We start from the raw sequence: 15,704 nt of genomic DNA, 5'->3' as shown, positions 1-15,704 counted from the left end.
TCCGGTGGAAAAGCTGAAGCTGCGCGTCACCGGACAAGGCGAACCGCCGGTCCTGCTCCTGCACGGGCTCGGCGCCACCGGCGCGGTCTGGGACGGCCTCGCCGGCCTGCTCGACCAGCGGCTGCTCGCACCGGACCTGCCCGGCCACGGCGGCTCGCCGCGACTGCCCGAGTACACGTTCGAAGCGCTCGCGGCCGCGGTCGCCGACGCGCTGGACGAGCCCGGCCCGGTCGCCGTCCTCGGCCATTCGCTCGGCGGGGTCGTCGCGCTGGAGCTGGCGAGCGGCCGCTACGGGCTCGACGTCAGCAGCGTGCTGGCGGTGGGCATCAAGGTGGAGTGGAGCGAAGACGACCTGGCCCGTGCCGCCGCGATGGCAACCCGTCCGCCGCGGCTGTTCACCACCCGAGAGGAGGCCGAAACCGCCTACCTGAAGATCTCCGGGCTGACCGGCCTGGCCCCGGCAGATCCGGACGGCGTCACCGAGACTGCGGACGGCTGGCGGCTGGCCCTGGACTCGCCCGCCTTCGGCGTCGGCCGTCCGGACATGCCGAGGCTGCTGGCGGACGCGCGCTGCCCTGTGGCGCTCGCCACCGGGGAGAACGATCCGATGTGCCGTCCCGAGCAGCTGCGGGCCCTTGTTCCCGAGGCAGTGGTCCTGTCCGGGCTCGGGCACAACGCGCACGTCGAGGACCCGGCCGCGGTGGCGGCGCTGCTCACCCCGCGAAGCGACTGAGCAGGCGCTTAGACTGGCCGGGTGACGACGATCGATCCGACCCGGACCGGGCTAGACCAGCTGCTGAAGCTCGAACCGCTCGAGCTGAACCTGTTCCGCGGCTGGTGCCACCAGGGTTCGCCGCAGCGGGCGTTCGGCGGTCAGGTCGCGGCGCAGGCGCTCACCGCGGCCGGCGCGACCGTGCCCGCGGCGCGGCACGTGCACTCGCTGCACGGCTATTTCATCCGCGGCGGGCGCACCGACATGCCGATCATCTACGAGGTCGAGCGCACTCGTGACGGCGGTTCGTTCACCACGCGCCGGGTCGTCGCGATCCAGAACGGCGAGAGCATTTTCAGCCTGTCCGCGTCGTTCCAGACTGAGGCGGACAGCAGCGCGCACCAGGCGCGGATGCCGGACGTCCCTGCCCCGGACGAGGCGGGCGTCGTCGAGCAGGACCGCTCGCCGATCGTCCTGTCCGCCATCGAGGTCCGCTTCGTCAGCAGCCCGGAAACCGGGCTGCCCGACACCGGCCGCGGGCCGCGTCAGCAGATCTGGGTCCGGGCGAAAGACGCGCTGCCGGACGCCCCGCTGGCGCACGTCTGCGCGCTCACCTACATCTCCGACATCCGCCTGGCAGGCACCGCCCTGCTGCCCCACCGCGACGACCCGGGCGAGCCGCAGCTGACGTCGCTTGACCACGCGGTGTGGTTCCACCGCCCGTTCCGCGCGGACGAATGGCTGCTCTTCGACATGGAAAGCCCCAGCTACGCGAACACCCGAGGCCTGACCCACGGCGAGTTCTTCACCACCGACGGACGGCTCGTGGCCTCAGTGACCCAGGAAGTGCTGCTGCGCAGGCGCTGACTCAGTCCGATGTAGACAGTTCAGCCAAGCCGAACCCGCACCGGCCCGGCAGGCTCAGCTGCAACCTCGGCGACCGGCTCGCGCAGCACCTTCGACAACTGCCACGCTTCGAGGCCGGCGAGAACGGTGTTGGCGACAACAAGCACCAAGTACAACCCGGCCTGCACCGAAAGCCGGAACGGATGCTGGTCGGAAGCCCCGGCCAGCAACGAAATGTGGCACGCGACCACGACCACCATCGACGCCGCGGACAGCCCGCCCAGCACGATGAGCAACACCCGCAGCACCCGCGTGCGCCGCCAGTTCAGGTAGCCGGTCTGGACCAACCCCGGCGTGCTGACCATGACCAGCCCGCAGCCGTACCCGGAAAACCCGCCGACCACGCCGCCGCCCGCGACCAGCGCGGTAGTCAGGTGATACGAAACCGGAACCCGGTAGGCGGCGAGGATCGCGGCCACGCAGACCAGCAGCCCCAACGGCAGGTGCGGCCAGCCGTACCAGGGAAGCCGCCGCTCCATCCGGAGAATCGTCGGCAGATCGATGTCGCGGTACGCCTCGGGGTCGCGCAAAGCCATTCGCACCGTTCCTCTCGTCCCGGAAACCCCCGGTGTGTGCGCGGTGACCGGCGAAGCCTAGGGCAGGCCGCCCGACCGTGCAAAATCCACCCGAACCCGCCGCAGAGCGGGACCAGGTCACCGGCCCTTACTTTCGCACCCGGCCCCCAACCCACCCACCCGACTGGGCAGACCGCGTGACCCACGCCACCCGTCGGCCCGCGCGCATCCTCCCGACCAGCAGGAATTATCCCGGAATCCGCATTCACTTCTTGCGCTTCCTCCAGGGTTGTCCCGGGATGTCCGGTAGAGCGATTTTCTGTCGGTGGTGCAAGTTAGGCTGCAGGCATGAACACCGACGAACCCACCGTCGCCGCCGAAGATCTCGCCCAAGGCCAGTGGTTCTGGCACGAACCCGCTCCCGGCCTGCGTTCCTGGCCGCTGCAGGTGGCCACGGCCGAGATCCTGGAAGACGCAGTCCGCATCATCACCACCGACGAGGTCCGGGAACTGGTCTCGTACGCTCGCGACCGCCGGGTCCGCCTGGCCGTCGCCTCCTGAGCCACAACACCAACAGCATCACCACTGGGGAATCTGGGGGACCGGGCCGGCCGCATCCGCGAGCGGCCCGTCCAATATGGACATCACGTCCGACGCTCCGGCTTTCGGCCGGATCTCACGCTGAATTTCCTGAACTTTTCGGCAGAGCTTGCTGCTGTGCTCACGTCGTGCTGTCCACGGCACGACGTGCTCCGCTCACGCCGCGTATTTGCTGCACGCATATCCGCCGTGCCACATTCGCGGCGATCGCTGCCTGGGCGCTGCACCGCGCCTGCCGCAGCTCAACAACCACGCCGCGATCGGTGCCGCAGCGCGGGAACCCGTTGCCTTGCAAGCAGAACCCACCCGCGTCGCTCGCCGATTATGCGTGAAAAGCAAGCACCACCGCGTTGCCCGGCCAACCGGAAAGCCGCCCGCCGACCTCCGCTCGGCGCGATCAGCGCGGCCAGGGTCAGCGGGAAAGAACTCCTTGCAGCAGGACATCCAGGAGATGCCGAGCGCGGGAATCCCACTCGTCCTCGTCCAGGCGCGTCAGATAGCCAGACAAGATGAACAGGTCCCGGGCGTCGATGTCGGGGCGGATGGATCCTTCGGCTTTTCCGGCGTCGAGCAGGAGGGTGATGGCGTCGCCGAGCGGGCCGTGGCTTTCTTCGGACAGGCCTTTCCACACCGCGGTTTCCAGTGCCGCGAAGACGCCGCGTTTGACTCGTGCGTATTCGGCGATCCGGTCGAACCAGCGGGACAGCGCCTCGACCGGTTCACACGCGGCCAGCAGTTCCGGCGCCAGCGCGACCAGGTCCTCCACTTCCTGCCGGTACACCTCGGCGAGCAGGTCCTCGCGTGTGGGGAAGTGCCGGTAGAGCGTTCCCTGCCCGACTCCGGCCGACTTGGCGACCGCGTTCAGGCGCAACTCTCCCGTGGAGGCGATAGCTTCGCGCGCGATCTCGACGATCCGCTCCCGGTTCTCCCGGGCGTCGGCCCGCTGAGCCGCGCTCATCGCCTGTGACCGGTACCTGTGGAAACGCACATACCGCAACGTTATCGCGGACCCCGCGAGCGCTGCATAATCTGCGGACCAAACGCTCCGTGGGGAAGGCCAGCGCCCCCATCGGTCGATCGCCGAGCGCGCCCAGGGAACACCAGCCATCCGCCCGCCGAAGACCGACGTTGACCCGGGGAACGCCAGCGAGCTCAGCCGCCAATGACTGAGAGCACCTCGGGAACACCAGCGCTCCCAAGGACCGCGAGCAGCACCCGCAAGGAAGCAGCCCCGCCCAGCAACAACGAAGAACCCCCGGCCTAGCCATCCCAGCGCGCCACTCCGAACAGGACACCCGCCCGCCCGAGACGTTGTCCGCCAACCCATTGATAACCCCCACCACCGGGTTGAAACACGCCACGCATAACTCACCGATTCGATTGACAACCCTTCCGACCCCGGCAGAGGCTGGTCACAAGCTGCCAATGCCCGGTGCGGTCCGGTTACCCTGTCAACGAGCCGAAAACCGCACCGAAAGGCCAACCCCGGCACGAAGCGCCAACCGGTCAACGACTTCCTAGTGAGGAAAACGATGTCTCTCGAGCACTCCGCACTGTCCGACGCCAGCCAGGACCGGCGGGTGGCCGCGTTGGAGGAGACTGTCGCGGGGCTGGTTCGGCGGGTCGGGGTGCTTGAGGCCGAGGCGGAGATCCGCCGGGTGCAGGCGCGCTACATGTTCCTCTGCGACACGCCTTGCCCCGAGTTCGGCGTCGGCGGCGACGACGAGCGGATCGATCTCATCATGGAGCTCTACACCGAGGACGCGGTCTGGGAGGGCGTCGGCGAGTACTACGACGGGCAGTTCGGGCGGGCCGAGGGCGCCGCGGCTATCCGGGCGCATTTCCAGCGGTTCTGGGGCGAGAAGAAAGACCCCGAACTTCTCCTGAACGCCCATTATCTCACTTCCGAGCAGATCCATGTGGACGGCGACGAGGCCACGGGACAATGGATCCACATGCAACCGTGGCTGTTCTCCGACGGGAAAGCGCTCCTGCGGTCCAGCCGGTTGAACAACGCGTTCCGGCGGGTAGGCGAGACCTGGCGGATCACCCGCACGCGCACCGAAAACGTCTTCATCGCCCCGCTGCCGGAAGGCTGGGCCAGCGACTATCCCTCGGCCTCGGTGCTGATGAAGCCATGAGCGACGACCCGGTCGTGCACGTGGTGGACGACGACGAGGACCTCCGGCAGTCCCTGGTGTTCCTGCTGGAGAGCGTCGGCGTGCAGGCGTTGACCTATCCGGACGCCCAGACCTTCCTCGACGAATTCGACCCGGCCGAGCCCGCGGTCGTGATCGTCGACGTGCGCATGCCCGCGATCAGCGGTTTTCAGCTGCAGGAAAAGCTCGCGGAAATCGACTGTCCGGCTCCGCTGATCTTCTGTTCCGCGCACGGCGACATTCCGATGTCGGTCCGTGCGCTCACCGCGGGGGCGGTCGATTTCCTCGAGAAGCCCTACCAGGCCCAGCGCATGGTCGAGGTGGTTCAGACCCAGCTCATCGAGGCGCGCCGCCGGTTCGCGGAGCACGCGGAGCGGCAGGCGGTCCGGGCCCGGCTCGACACGCTGACTCAGCGCGAGCGCGAGGTGCTGCGGCTGGTGGTCGACGGGATGCCCAGCCAGGCGATCGCGCACCGGCTGGGCACCAGCGTCAAAACCGTCGACGTGCATCGGGCGCGGATCAAGGCGAAGACGTCAGCGGACAGCCTCGGGACGCTGGTCCGCGACATCCTCACCCATCGCGTCACCGTTTGAGCGCGGTCTCCGCCCAGCAGCCCGTACCCAGCAGCGCGGCCTCGCCGGAAGCACTGCCGATCAGCTGCAATCCCAGCGGCAAACCGGCCTCGTCGCGCAGGCCCGGGACGGCGATGACCGGCACGCCCAGCGCCTGCCACGGGCGGCTGAGCACGGGGTCGCCGGTCGCCTCCAGGCCCGCGGGGGCCGAGCCGAGCGCGGCTGGGGTGAGGACGGCGTCGTAGCCGGCCACGAGCTCGGCCAGCCGGGCAGCGCCGGAAGCGACGACGTCCAGCGCGGCCTCGTACTCCGCGCGCGGCATCTCCGCGCCGGTACGCAGCAGTTGCGCGAGAGGGGCGCTGAGGCGGTCCGCAGCGGCGAGCTCAACAGAGCGTTCCCGCGCGGCTTCGTAGGCCATCACCACGGGGTGTGCGGCAGTCAAGCCAAGCACCAGAGCGGGGTCCGGGAATTCATCGACCACGGCACCGGCAGCTCGCAGCAGAGAGACCGCAGTGCCAAGCGCGGTTTGCATTGCTGGGCTCGCGTCAGTCGGGGACCACACCAGCAATCGCGGTGCCGAAGAAGCAGCGGCCTCCGGCTCCCCCGACAGCGCTGACCAGGCCAAGGCCAGATCGGAAACCGTCGCGGTGAACATCCCGTGGCTGTCCAGGCTCGGGCTCAGACCGGTGACGCCGTCGACCGGGAACCGGCCCCGGGTCATGACCAGCGACGCGACTCCGCAAAACGCGGCCGGTCGCGTAACCGAGCCAGCGGTCTGCGAGCCCAAAGCCAGCGGGACGTGCCCAGCGGCGACGGCAGCGGCGGAACCGCTCGAGGAACCGCCAGGGGTGTGGCCGGGTGCCGCGGGATTATCCGTGGGACCGGGTGCGAAGAAAGCGAACTCCGTGGTGACCGTCTTGCCGATCGGCACCGCTCCGGCCCGACGCCATTCGCTGACGATCGAAGCGTCCACAGTGGCCGGTGGAGCCTCCGCGCGCAGTACGGAGCCGCAGCGGGTCGGAAGTCCGGCCAGGTCGATGATGTCCTTGACGCCCAACGGAACTCCGCCCAGCGGACCTGTCGAAGCAGGCAGGTAAGCCGACGAAACCCAAGCGTCGTAGGAAGCTGCCGCGATCCGCGAACGGGCCTCCGCCATGGCGGCTTCCGGTGTCGTCCGGCCAGCGGTCAGATCGGCGACCAGCGCGCGCAGCGACCACGGGCCGGTCACGGCTGGGTCCAGGCGGCGTCGGCGGTCCAGTAGTCCATGCCGCTCGCGCTGACCGCGTGCCGCCAGTCGGACGTCCGGCGCAGCAGCGGTTCGACGCGGGCGGTGGCCTCGTCGGCGGCGTCCGGGCCGTCGGCCGGGACCTGCCAGTGCACCCAGTCCAGCTCGCGGCCGTGCTCGTCGTGCACGAAGAGGTCGACGTGCCGCCAGCCGTAGCCGTGCGTGTCGTTGTAGCAGGTCAGGGTCATCCGGTCCACGGGTTCTCCTCGATCAGGCGCTGAGTGCGGCAAGCCGGTGGAAGCGGCGCTGGAAGTACACCAAAGCACCGCTGTCCGGCGCGGTCAGCACCTTCTCGATCTCGACGAACAGCACCGAATGCGATCCGTGCTCCTGTTCGCCGACGATCCGGCCGACCAGCGAGGCCGCCGCGCCGCGCAGGACCGGGGCGTCCTCGCTGTCGAGGTCCCAGCAGTCCTGGTCGAAGCGTTCGGAGGTCGGCACCTTGGTCGCGCCGGCGAAGTGCATGGCCAGGTCTTCCTGGCCGGGGCCGAGGACGTTGACGCAGACCTGGCCGTTGCCGACCAGGATCGCGTGCGACCGGCTCGACCGGTTCACGCAGACGAGCACGGTCGGCGGGCTGTCGGTGACCGAGCAGGCCGCGCTCACCGTCATCCCGGCGAGGCCGTGCGGGCCGGCGGTGGTCACGACGTTGACGGCCGCGGAGAGGTTGGCCATCGCGGTGCGGAATTCGCGCTGGGTCCGGGTCAGCTCGGACACGGTGCCTCCTAGGACTGGGGCCGGGACTTCTCTGACCGTACAAAGCCGCACCGGTCCCGGGATATCGAGAACTTCCCCGGCGTAGCTGAAGAATTCCTAACCCGGGCCGGTCGCGGGCAGTGCGAAGCCGAAGCGCGAACCGCCGCCCGCGCGGTGTTCGGCCCAGATCGTCCCGTGCTGGCGGGTGATGATGCGGTGGCTCAGCGCCAGTCCGATGCCGCTGCCGCGCTCCTTCGCGGTGAACGACTCGTCGAACGGGTTGCGCGGGAAGCCGCGGCCGCGGTCGTCCACGGTGACCACGCCGGTGTCGCCGTCGCGGCGCGTGGTGAGCACCAGGCTGCGCCGCTGCGCCGGGCACTGGGCCATTTCCTCGATCGCGTTGAAGCACAGATTCAGCACGACCTGGCCGGTCAGCACGCGTTCGCAGTGCACGGGCACCGCTTCGGCCGACCGGTCGAAGGTCACCTCGATCGCGGCCGGTTCGGCTCGCAACCGCACGAAGTACAGGCATTCCTCGACGATCTCGTTGAGGTCGGCGACCTGCTCCACGTGCTCCAGATGCCCGACGAACGCGCGCACGGACGACACGATCTGGCTCGCCCGCTCGATCTGCCGGACCGCGCTGTCGATGCCGTACACGACCGGCGCGGCATCGAGCGTCCGCGACCGGACACCGGCCAGGAAGTTGCCCGCGGCGGCGAGCGGCTGGCTCAGCTCGTGCGCGATCGCCATCGCCATGTCGCCCATCGCGGTGTAGCGCGCGAGGTAGTTCTCCCGGTGCAGGTCACGCTCGCGCTGAACCTCGCCGCGGATGCGTTCGGACACGTCGTGGAGCAGCAGTAGAAACGCGTCTCCACCAGGCTCGCGAAGCCGTTCGACGCTGCCCTCCAGCCACACGCGACCCTGAATTTCCAGCCGAACTTGAGTGGCTGGCACGGCGCGCTCGCGGACCTCGTCCCAAGTGGCCGGACGGTCGTCGAGACGCAGAGCGGCGTAGTCGGTCAACCGGCCCAGCGGCTCATCCGGCGTCGCGCCGAACAGCGCGACCGCGGAATCCGTGGCGAACCGCAGCTCGCCCGACCCGTCGAGCATCAGCGCGACCGCCGACGTCTGCCGGGCCAGCGCGTCCACCCAGGACGTGGTCAACCGCAGCTCGCGCTCGATTTCCTGCTCGCGTTCGATGTCGCGGAACTGCACCATCACCGCCGGCCCCTGGGCCAGCTCGACCCGTGTGGCCACCGCGTCCGTCGGGATCACCCGGCCGGATTTCGTGCGGTAGTGCCATTCGATCCGGCTGACGCCCTTCTCGACCGCCTCCTGCAGCCACGCCCGCCCGATCACCCGGTCGTATTGCTGCGCGGAGCTGCTCATGTGGTTCGCCTTCAGCGGCCGCAGCTCGGTGACGCTCCATTCGAGCATCTCGCAGGCAGCCGGATTGGCCCACAGGATGTTCTTCGTCGCGCCGTCGTGCACGAGCACGCACGTGCGGCTGGCGTTGAGCATCGCGACGAAATCGTGCGTCGTCAGCTCGGGCGCGCGCGGGTCCGCTTCCATCGGCTCAGGGTAAAGCCCCTGGCTGGCGGCTCGCACTGAAGAAATCCCCTACGCCCGCTCAGGCACTACCAATTCCCGCGCGGCGGCGTCCTTCGTACCGTCGGACCGACCGCACCGGCATTCTGAGGAGCAGCGATGAGCGAAGTCACCATGGAGGAGGTGCTCGCCGAGCTCGCCACGCGCAAGGACGAGTTCCAGCAGCAGCGCTACGTGTCGCGCGACTTCATCGACCGGCTCAAGCAGGTCGGCGTCTACCGGGCCAGCACGCCCGCGAAGTTCGGCGGCAACCCGCTCCCGCCCGCCGAATTCCTCCGCCTGATCGAGCGGATTTCCACAGTGGACGGTTCGACCGGCTGGGTCGCCAGCTTCGGCTCGTCGCTGATCTACCTCGCCGCGCTCCCGCTCGACACCCAGGCCGAGCTGTACAAGAACGGTCCGGACGTCGCGTTCGCCGGCGGGCTCTTCCCGGTCCAGCCCGCCCCGGCGACCGAAACCGGCTTCCGCGTCGACGGCCGGTGGAAGTTCGCCAGCGGCTGCATGGGCGCGGACATCCTCGGCGTCGGCATCCCCGGCGACGAATCGACCGGCGGGAAACCGCGCACCGCGCTGCTGCGGCCCGACCAGGTCGAGATCGTGCAGGAATGGGACGTCGTCGGCATGCGCGGCACCGGTTCGTTCGACCTGGTCGTGCGCGACGTCGAGGTCCCGCGCGAGTGGACGTTCATCCGCGGCGGCGCGCCCACCGTGGACGAGCCGCTCTACCGCTATCCCACAATCGCTTACGCCGCGCAGGTTCTCGCCATCGTCGGCGCGGGCGTCGCACGGGCCGCGCTGGACCACGCCCGTGAGGTCGGCGCTGGCTACACCGGCGTCACTGGTGCGCCGAAGCTCGCCGACCGCGGCTACTACCGCACCGGGTACGCCGACGCCGAGGCCGCGCTGCGGTCCGCCCGCGCCTGGTTCTACGAGGTCAGCCACGAGGTATGGGACACCGTCGTTTCCGGCGACGAGGCCACCGACGAGCAGAACGCCCAGCTGCGGCTTTCGTCCGCGCACCTGGCGAAGACGGCGTCCGAGGTGGTGTCGAAGCTCGTCGAGATTTCCGGCACCGCCCCGATCTACTCAACGCACCCGCTGCGTGGACTTCAGGGCGACGCACTGGTACCCAAGCAGCATGCGTTCCTGGGCCCGGCCATCCACGACGCCGCCGGCGCGGTTCTCATGGGACAGCCGCCGACCAGCCCCGGATTCCGCTGACCAGCCACCACCACGACGAGGAGTCTCCGACTGTGAGCACGCAGCCCCTGCGGGTGCTTTTCTGCATCGGCATCAACCAGAACTTCTTCGACCTGCCCGCCGACGGCATCACCATCGGCGACGTCTGGCAGTCCTTCGTGTCCATGATGGACCAGCTGAAAGCGTTGCCGGGCATCACGTTCATCGGCGACATCGACGACGACGCGCACATGGTCGGCCCGTCTGACGGCTGGCCGTGGACCTGCTACATCCTCGCCGACGCCGACAGCCAGGAAACCGTCAAGGCCGGCTGCAACCTGCTGCGCACCACGGAGGTCGGCAGCAATGGCGTCAAGCTGTGGCGCTTCGCCAAGATCGAAGCCCGGATCGGCCGTCCGCTGACCGTCCGCGAAGACGTCGACCTGCCCGACTGAAATCGGAGACCTCATGACTGAGAACACCGTTGTTCCCGCCGATTTCGCGGAGAGCGACCGCGTAGCCGCCCGGCTTTACACGGACCCGGAAATCTTCGAACGCGAGATGACGCAGATCTTCGAGCGTTCGTGGGTGTGGGTCGCGCACGAAAGCGAATTAGCGCAGCCGGGCAACTTCAAATCCACTTACGTCGGCCGACAGCCGGTCATCGTGACGCGGGACCGCAAGGGCACACTGCACACGATGCTCAACCGCTGCCGCCACCGCGGCGCGAGCCTGTGCGAGAAGCCGAGCGGCAAGGCCAACGGCTTCACCTGCCCGTACCACGCCTGGAGCTACGGCCTCGACGGCAAGCTGCGCGGCATCCCGTACCCGGACGGCTACGAAGGCGTGCTGGAAAAGGGCGAACTGTCGCTGAAGAGACTGCGCACCGAATCCTACGGCGGCATGGTTTTCGCGACCTTCGCCGAGGACGGCGAGTCCCTTGAGGACTTCCTGGGCGACGCGAAACTGTGGATCGACCGGTTCATGAAGCAGGGCGGCGGCTACCCGATCAAGGTGCTGGGCAAGCACCAGTTCAAGTTCCGCGGCAACTGGAAGATCCAGCTGGAAAACACCACCGACGGTTACCACTTCCCGATCGTGCACCGGTCGTGGATGGCTTCGGTGGACGCGGAAACCGCCGACATGATGTCGTTCATGACCGATCCGTCGGCGATCACGCATTCGCTCGGCAACGGCCACAGCGTCATGCAGATGGTGCCGGAGCACTCCGATCTGGACGTCGACGACGGCACCGAGCCGCTGCAGGGCCGGTTCGACCACGTCGTGGCCGAACTGTCGAAGACGCTGGACGAGGCGCAGGTGCGCAAGGTGGTCCGGGCCATGCACGGCACCGGGTTCAACCTCAACCTGTTCCCGAACGTCTCGATGTCCGCGGCGTTTTTCCGCGTGCTGCGGCCGATTTCGGTCAACGAGACGCTGATCGAGCACGTCGCGATCGGTCCCGACGGACCGCCGGAACTGGACGTGGTCAACCGCGAACGGCTGCGCATCCACGAACACTTCCAGGGCCCGTTCGGGTTCGGCACGCCCGACGACGCCGAGGGCTGGGACCGCGTGCAGCGCGGGGCGCACGGCGGCCCGGACCTGCCGATCCTGGTCAACCGCGGGCTCGCGCGGGAAAAGGCGAGCCCCGAAGGCTGGCCGACCTCGCACGTCACCGACGAAACCGGCATGCGCGCCGCGTACGCCCAGTGGAAGGAGATGATGGGCGATGACTGAGACCATCCCCACCACCGACACGCGGGTCGCGCGCGCCGTCGAGCTGGTCAACCGCGAAGCGGAACTGCTGGACCGAACCGAATACCACGAGTGGGAAAAGCTGTTCACCGAAGACGGGATTTACGTCATCCCGATCGACCGGGAAACCGATGATTTCGCCGGTTCGCTGAACATGGTCTACGACGACGCGCGGATGCGGCAGATGCGCGTCGCGCGGATGACCGAGGGCTACGCGCTCGCCGCCGTCGACTCCGCCCGCACCGTGCGCACTGTGTCGCGCTTCGTGCCGGAATCCGTTTCCGACGAAGAAGTCGTGCTGCGTTCGGCCCAGATCCTGGTCGCCTACAAACGCGGCAACCACGACCTGTGGGCGGCTGATCTGGTGCACCGCATCCGGTTCTCGCCGGACGGTCCCGAAGGCGACCGGATCGCGTTGAAGGTCGTCCGGCTGGTCAATAGCGACGAAGCCGTTCCGGCCGCGGGATTCCTGCTGTGAGCGCGCAGACGGAGCCGCACGTCGCCGTAGTCACGGGTGGCGCGAACGGCCTCGGCGAAGCGATCGTGCGGCAACTGCACGCCGAGGGCTACCGCGTCGCGATCGTGGACATCAACGGTGAAGCGGCCGAAAAGCTGGCCGCATCCCTTGGCAACTGCCGCGGCTACGAGGTCGACGTACGGGACCGGGCGGCGCTCGCGCAGCTGAAGGACGACGTCGTCCGCGATTTCGGCAGCGTGCAGGTGCTGGTCAACAACGCGGCCCGCACCCAGGCGGCCCCGCTGATGGAGATCACGCCGGAAGACCTCGACGCGGTCCTCGCGGTCAACTTCACCGGCACGTTCACCGCCTGCCAGATCTTCGGCGCGTACTTCGCCGAGCAGGGTTACGGGCGGATCGTGAACATGGCGTCGCTGGCAGGCCAGAACGGCGGCACCGCGACCGGCGGGCACTACGCGTCGTCCAAGGGCGCGATCATGTCCGCGACGAAGGTGTTCGCGCGCGAACTCGCCTCGCGCGGGGTCACCGTGAACTCGGTGTCCCCCGGGCCGCTGGACAGCCCGATGGTGCATTCGATCGTCGGCGAGGACAACCTCGAGGCCTTCACGAAGAACATCCCCGTCGGACGGCTCGGCGACCCGGCGTTCATCGCACGGATGGTGTCGCTGCTCGCCTCGCCCGGCGCGGCCTCGGTCACCGGGGCCTGCTGGGACGCCAACGGCGGCCTTTACCTGCGCTGAACCGCTTGAAACGGAGAGCCGATGCCGAACACCGTGGTCCGCGTGGCCGAGGTCGTCGAGGAAGCGCCTGGAATCCGGGCGCTCCGCCTCGTGCGCGCCGACGGTCTGCCGTTCGACCCGCATCCCGCCGGTGCGCACGTCGACGTCACCGGTCCGACCGGGATCCTGCGCCAGTATTCGCTGTGCGGGCGGCCGGACGACACGTCCTCGCTGCTGATCGCGGTGAAGCGGGAGCCGGATTCGCGCGGTGGTTCCGAGGCGCTGCACACCGTCGCGGAGAACGACAAGCTCGAGATCGGCGAAACCCGGAACCTGCTCTCGCTGGCTCCGGACGCCGAGCGGCACGTGCTGATCGCGGGCGGCATCGGCATCACTCCGTTGCTGAGCCTGGCTTATCAGCTGCACGCGGACGGTGCGGAATTCGAACTGCACTACTTCGCGCGCAGCCGGGAGTCCGCGGCTTTTGTTTCCCTGCTTGAAGAACAGGCTGAATTCCGGGACCGAGTGCTGCTGTATTTCGGGGTACCGCGCGACGAACAGCCCGCGGTGCTTACCGAAGTTGCCTCCGGTGTCGGTTCCGCTGGGCACGTCTACACCTGCGGCCCGGAAGGGTTCATGGAGCAGGTCACCGGCGTGTTCGCGCCCGTGGTCGGCGAAACGCAGGTGCACGTCGAACATTTCACCGCGGCCGAGGTCGACACGAGCGGCGACCAGCCGTTCACCGTCGAACTCGACACCGGCGAGGTATTCGAGATCCCAGCCGACCGGTCGATCCTGTCGGTGCTGACCGACAACGGGATCGAGGTGTTCAAATCGTGCGAGGAAGGCATCTGCGGTTCGTGCGTTTCCGGGGTGCTGGAAGGCACGCCGGAGCACCGCGACCAGTGTCTTTCGGCCAGCGACAAGGCTTCCGGCGACCAGATGGCGCTGTGCGTGTCGCGGGCGCGCTCCGAAAAACTGGTGATCGAACTGTACTGAGCCGAGCGGCCGGAATCCTCGCGATTCCGGCCGTCTTGTCTATTAATTGATCGATTTTATTTATCAATCCGCCGCAAATCGGACTTTGCCTCCTTCGTCACGCTTTCCCTAAGCTGTGTCCACCGTTTCCCCACCACCGGACACTCCGCGCATTCCGCGCGAGACGACGAAAGGCCTGCTATGGCCAAGCGCGACGAAGCGCACTCTCCCGGCGTGCTGCGGCTCGGATTCGCCGCCGGCGTCGGCACTTCCCTGGAAATGTACGACTTCTCGATCTACGGCACCGCGGCGGCACTGGTGTTCGGGTCGGTGTTCTTCAAAACCGGCAACGCCTGGTTCGGCACCTTCATGAGCCTCGCGACCTTCGCCATCGGTTTCGTGATGGCCCCGCTCGGCGCGGCGCTTTTCGGCTGGATCGGCGACCGGCGAGGCCGCCGCACCGCGCTGTACGCCGCGTTTCTGCTGATGGGTATCGCGACGCTGGGCATGGGCGTTCTCCCGCCGTACGCGGTGATCGGCATCGCCGCACCGCTGCTGCTCGTCGGACTGCGCCTGTTGCACGGCGCCGCCCGCGGCGGGGAAAGCGCCGGCGCGGCTGTATTCGCCGTTGAGCACGCACCCGAAAAACGGCGCGGCCTCTACGGTTCCTTCGTCGCACTGGGCTCACCGATCGGTGTCGTGCTGGCGAACCTGGCGTTCGCGCTGGTTCTCCTGCTGCCCAACGACGACGTCCTGAGCTGGGGCTGGCGTCTCCCGTTCCTCGCCGGCGGCATCGTGCTGGCGATTGGCATCTGGGTCCGCCGTGGCGTTTCGGAAAGCCCGGAATTCGAGAAAATGGCTGCCGCGGAAACGCGTGCGAAAAAGCCGCTCGCCGACGTCCTCCGCTCGAATTGGCGGCGACTGCTGCTGATCGCCGGCGCGAACCTCGGCCTCACCGCCTGCACTTTCGCGCTCGTCACGTTCATGCTGTCTTACGCGACCGCCGCCGCCCCGGAAGGTCTCGGCCTCCCGCGCGCGCCGATCGTCACTATCTCGACGATCACGCTGCTGTGCCACGCCGCCGCGAACGTCGGATCCGCCTGGCTGTCCGACCGGATCGGCCGCAAACCGGTGATGGTGACCGGCGCGGTCCTGTCGATCATCGCCGCTCTCGTGATGTTCCCGATCGCGTCGGCGGGCACCATCAGTTCGGTATTCGTCGCGCTGCTCTTGGGTTTCGCCGCCACCGGAATCCTTTTCGGACCGATGTACACCTGGTTCGCCGAACTGTTCCCGCGCGAGCAGCGCCAGTCCGGCCTCGGCGTGGGCTACCACGTCGGCGCGGTGCTCGGCGGCGGTCTCTCCCCGATGATCGCCAACCGGATCGTCGCGGCGACCGGCGACGCCCTCGCGGTCGGCTACTACCTGGCCGCACTGCTGGTGCTGAGCCTGGTCTGCCTGCTGATCCTCCCGGAAACCGCCCCCGCGCGACGTGCCGCGAAACCGGCTCCCGAATTGGTCGGCTGACCTGAACGC

The 15,704-nt window shown here is 68.4% G+C and carries 18 protein-coding genes; 12 read left to right on the top strand and 6 right to left on the bottom strand.

Translation table 11 applies throughout. The annotated features are described in order from the left end of the window. Nucleotides 1-4: 4 nt before the first annotated feature. Nucleotides 5-733, top strand: coding sequence for an alpha/beta fold hydrolase (locus DMP23_RS37610; RefSeq protein ID WP_337823851.1), 729 nt, complete (start codon nucleotides 5-7; stop codon nucleotides 731-733). A 21-nt stretch (nucleotides 734-754) separates the two neighbouring features. Continuing rightward, a complete protein-coding gene (locus DMP23_RS37605; protein ID WP_043827210.1) occupies nucleotides 755-1,579 on the top strand; it encodes an acyl-CoA thioesterase in 825 nt (274 codons plus the stop codon). A 20-nt stretch (nucleotides 1,580-1,599) separates the two neighbouring features. Here the strand turns inward: DMP23_RS37605 and DMP23_RS37600 are convergent, their stop codons facing one another. Further along, nucleotides 1,600-2,154, bottom strand: coding sequence for a hypothetical protein (locus DMP23_RS37600; protein WP_037808082.1), 555 nt, complete (start codon nucleotides 2,152-2,154; stop codon nucleotides 1,600-1,602). 327 nt (nucleotides 2,155-2,481) lie between these two features. Between DMP23_RS37600 and DMP23_RS37595 the strand changes: the two genes are divergently transcribed. Then, entirely contained in the window at nucleotides 2,482-2,694 is a 213-nt protein-coding gene (locus DMP23_RS37595; RefSeq protein WP_037354589.1) for a hypothetical protein, read from the top strand. A 451-nt stretch (nucleotides 2,695-3,145) separates the two neighbouring features. Here DMP23_RS37595 and DMP23_RS37590 read toward each other — a convergent pair whose 3' ends face one another. Continuing rightward, nucleotides 3,146-3,691, bottom strand: coding sequence for a TetR/AcrR family transcriptional regulator (locus DMP23_RS37590; RefSeq protein ID WP_238604005.1), 546 nt, complete (start codon nucleotides 3,689-3,691; stop codon nucleotides 3,146-3,148). Between the two features lie 574 nt (nucleotides 3,692-4,265). Here DMP23_RS37590 and DMP23_RS37585 point away from each other — a divergent pair. Continuing rightward, complete coding sequence (locus DMP23_RS37585) at nucleotides 4,266-4,874, top strand: nuclear transport factor 2 family protein (RefSeq protein ID WP_238604004.1); 609 nt, start codon at nucleotides 4,266-4,268, stop codon at nucleotides 4,872-4,874. Further along, nucleotides 4,871-5,485: a response regulator transcription factor gene (locus DMP23_RS37580; protein WP_009084166.1), complete on the top strand. Its 615-nt coding sequence runs from the start codon at nucleotides 4,871-4,873 to the stop codon at nucleotides 5,483-5,485. Before DMP23_RS37585 ends, DMP23_RS37580 begins: the two co-directional genes overlap by 4 nt. Here the strand turns inward: DMP23_RS37580 and DMP23_RS37575 are convergent. From DMP23_RS37575 to DMP23_RS37560, 4 genes are all read right to left on the bottom strand, one after another. Further along, on the bottom strand, nucleotides 5,475-6,692 hold the full coding sequence (locus DMP23_RS37575; protein ID WP_337823850.1) for an amidase: 1,218 nt from the start codon (nucleotides 6,690-6,692) through the stop codon (nucleotides 5,475-5,477). The genes DMP23_RS37580 and DMP23_RS37575 overlap by 11 nt on opposite strands. Then, entirely contained in the window at nucleotides 6,689-6,937 is a 249-nt protein-coding gene (locus DMP23_RS37570; protein ID WP_051171481.1) for a hypothetical protein, read from the bottom strand. The genes DMP23_RS37575 and DMP23_RS37570 overlap by 4 nt, the downstream gene beginning before the upstream one ends. Nucleotides 6,938-6,959: 22 nt before the next feature. After that, a complete protein-coding gene (locus tag DMP23_RS37565; RefSeq protein ID WP_037808091.1) occupies nucleotides 6,960-7,466 on the bottom strand; it encodes a flavin reductase in 507 nt (168 codons plus the stop codon). Between the two features lie 96 nt (nucleotides 7,467-7,562). Beyond that, on the bottom strand, nucleotides 7,563-9,020 hold the full coding sequence (locus tag DMP23_RS37560) for a PAS domain-containing sensor histidine kinase (protein ID WP_037808094.1): 1,458 nt from the start codon (nucleotides 9,018-9,020) through the stop codon (nucleotides 7,563-7,565). A gap of 135 nt (nucleotides 9,021-9,155) precedes the next feature. Here DMP23_RS37560 and DMP23_RS37555 point away from each other — a divergent pair, with 135 nt between their 5' ends. From DMP23_RS37555 to DMP23_RS37525, 7 genes are all read left to right on the top strand, one after another. After that, nucleotides 9,156-10,277, top strand: a complete 1,122-nt coding sequence (locus DMP23_RS37555) for an acyl-CoA dehydrogenase family protein (protein ID WP_037808095.1) — start codon at nucleotides 9,156-9,158, stop codon at nucleotides 10,275-10,277. Between the two features lie 32 nt (nucleotides 10,278-10,309). After that, nucleotides 10,310-10,690, top strand: a complete 381-nt coding sequence (locus tag DMP23_RS37550) for a hypothetical protein (RefSeq protein ID WP_037808097.1) — start codon at nucleotides 10,310-10,312, stop codon at nucleotides 10,688-10,690. Nucleotides 10,691-10,703: 13 nt separating this feature from the next. Further along, nucleotides 10,704-11,975: an aromatic ring-hydroxylating oxygenase subunit alpha gene (locus tag DMP23_RS37545; RefSeq protein ID WP_337823849.1), complete on the top strand. Its 1,272-nt coding sequence runs from the start codon at nucleotides 10,704-10,706 to the stop codon at nucleotides 11,973-11,975. Continuing rightward, nucleotides 11,968-12,471: an aromatic-ring-hydroxylating dioxygenase subunit beta gene (locus tag DMP23_RS37540; protein WP_337823848.1), complete on the top strand. Its 504-nt coding sequence runs from the start codon at nucleotides 11,968-11,970 to the stop codon at nucleotides 12,469-12,471. Before DMP23_RS37545 ends, DMP23_RS37540 begins: the two co-directional genes overlap by 8 nt. Beyond that, on the top strand, nucleotides 12,468-13,211 hold the full coding sequence (locus DMP23_RS37535) for an SDR family NAD(P)-dependent oxidoreductase (protein WP_037808102.1): 744 nt from the start codon (nucleotides 12,468-12,470) through the stop codon (nucleotides 13,209-13,211). Before DMP23_RS37540 ends, DMP23_RS37535 begins: the two co-directional genes overlap by 4 nt. A gap of 21 nt (nucleotides 13,212-13,232) precedes the next feature. After that, complete coding sequence (locus tag DMP23_RS37530; RefSeq protein WP_238603999.1) at nucleotides 13,233-14,189, top strand: PDR/VanB family oxidoreductase; 957 nt, start codon at nucleotides 13,233-13,235, stop codon at nucleotides 14,187-14,189. A gap of 180 nt (nucleotides 14,190-14,369) precedes the next feature. After that, the gene (locus DMP23_RS37525; RefSeq protein WP_337823847.1) at nucleotides 14,370-15,695 is read left to right on the top strand and encodes an MFS transporter; all 1,326 of its coding nucleotides are present in this window, start codon (nucleotides 14,370-14,372) and stop codon (nucleotides 15,693-15,695) included. The last annotated feature ends 9 nt before the right edge of the window (nucleotides 15,696-15,704 follow it).

Origin of the sequence: Amycolatopsis sp. A1MSW2902 (genome assembly GCF_017312175.1) — a bacterium.
Lineage (GTDB): Bacteria > Actinomycetota > Actinomycetes > Mycobacteriales > Pseudonocardiaceae > Amycolatopsis > Amycolatopsis nivea.
The sequence above is the reverse complement of the archived record's forward strand: the minus strand, read 5'-3'. Positions and strand labels throughout refer to the sequence as shown.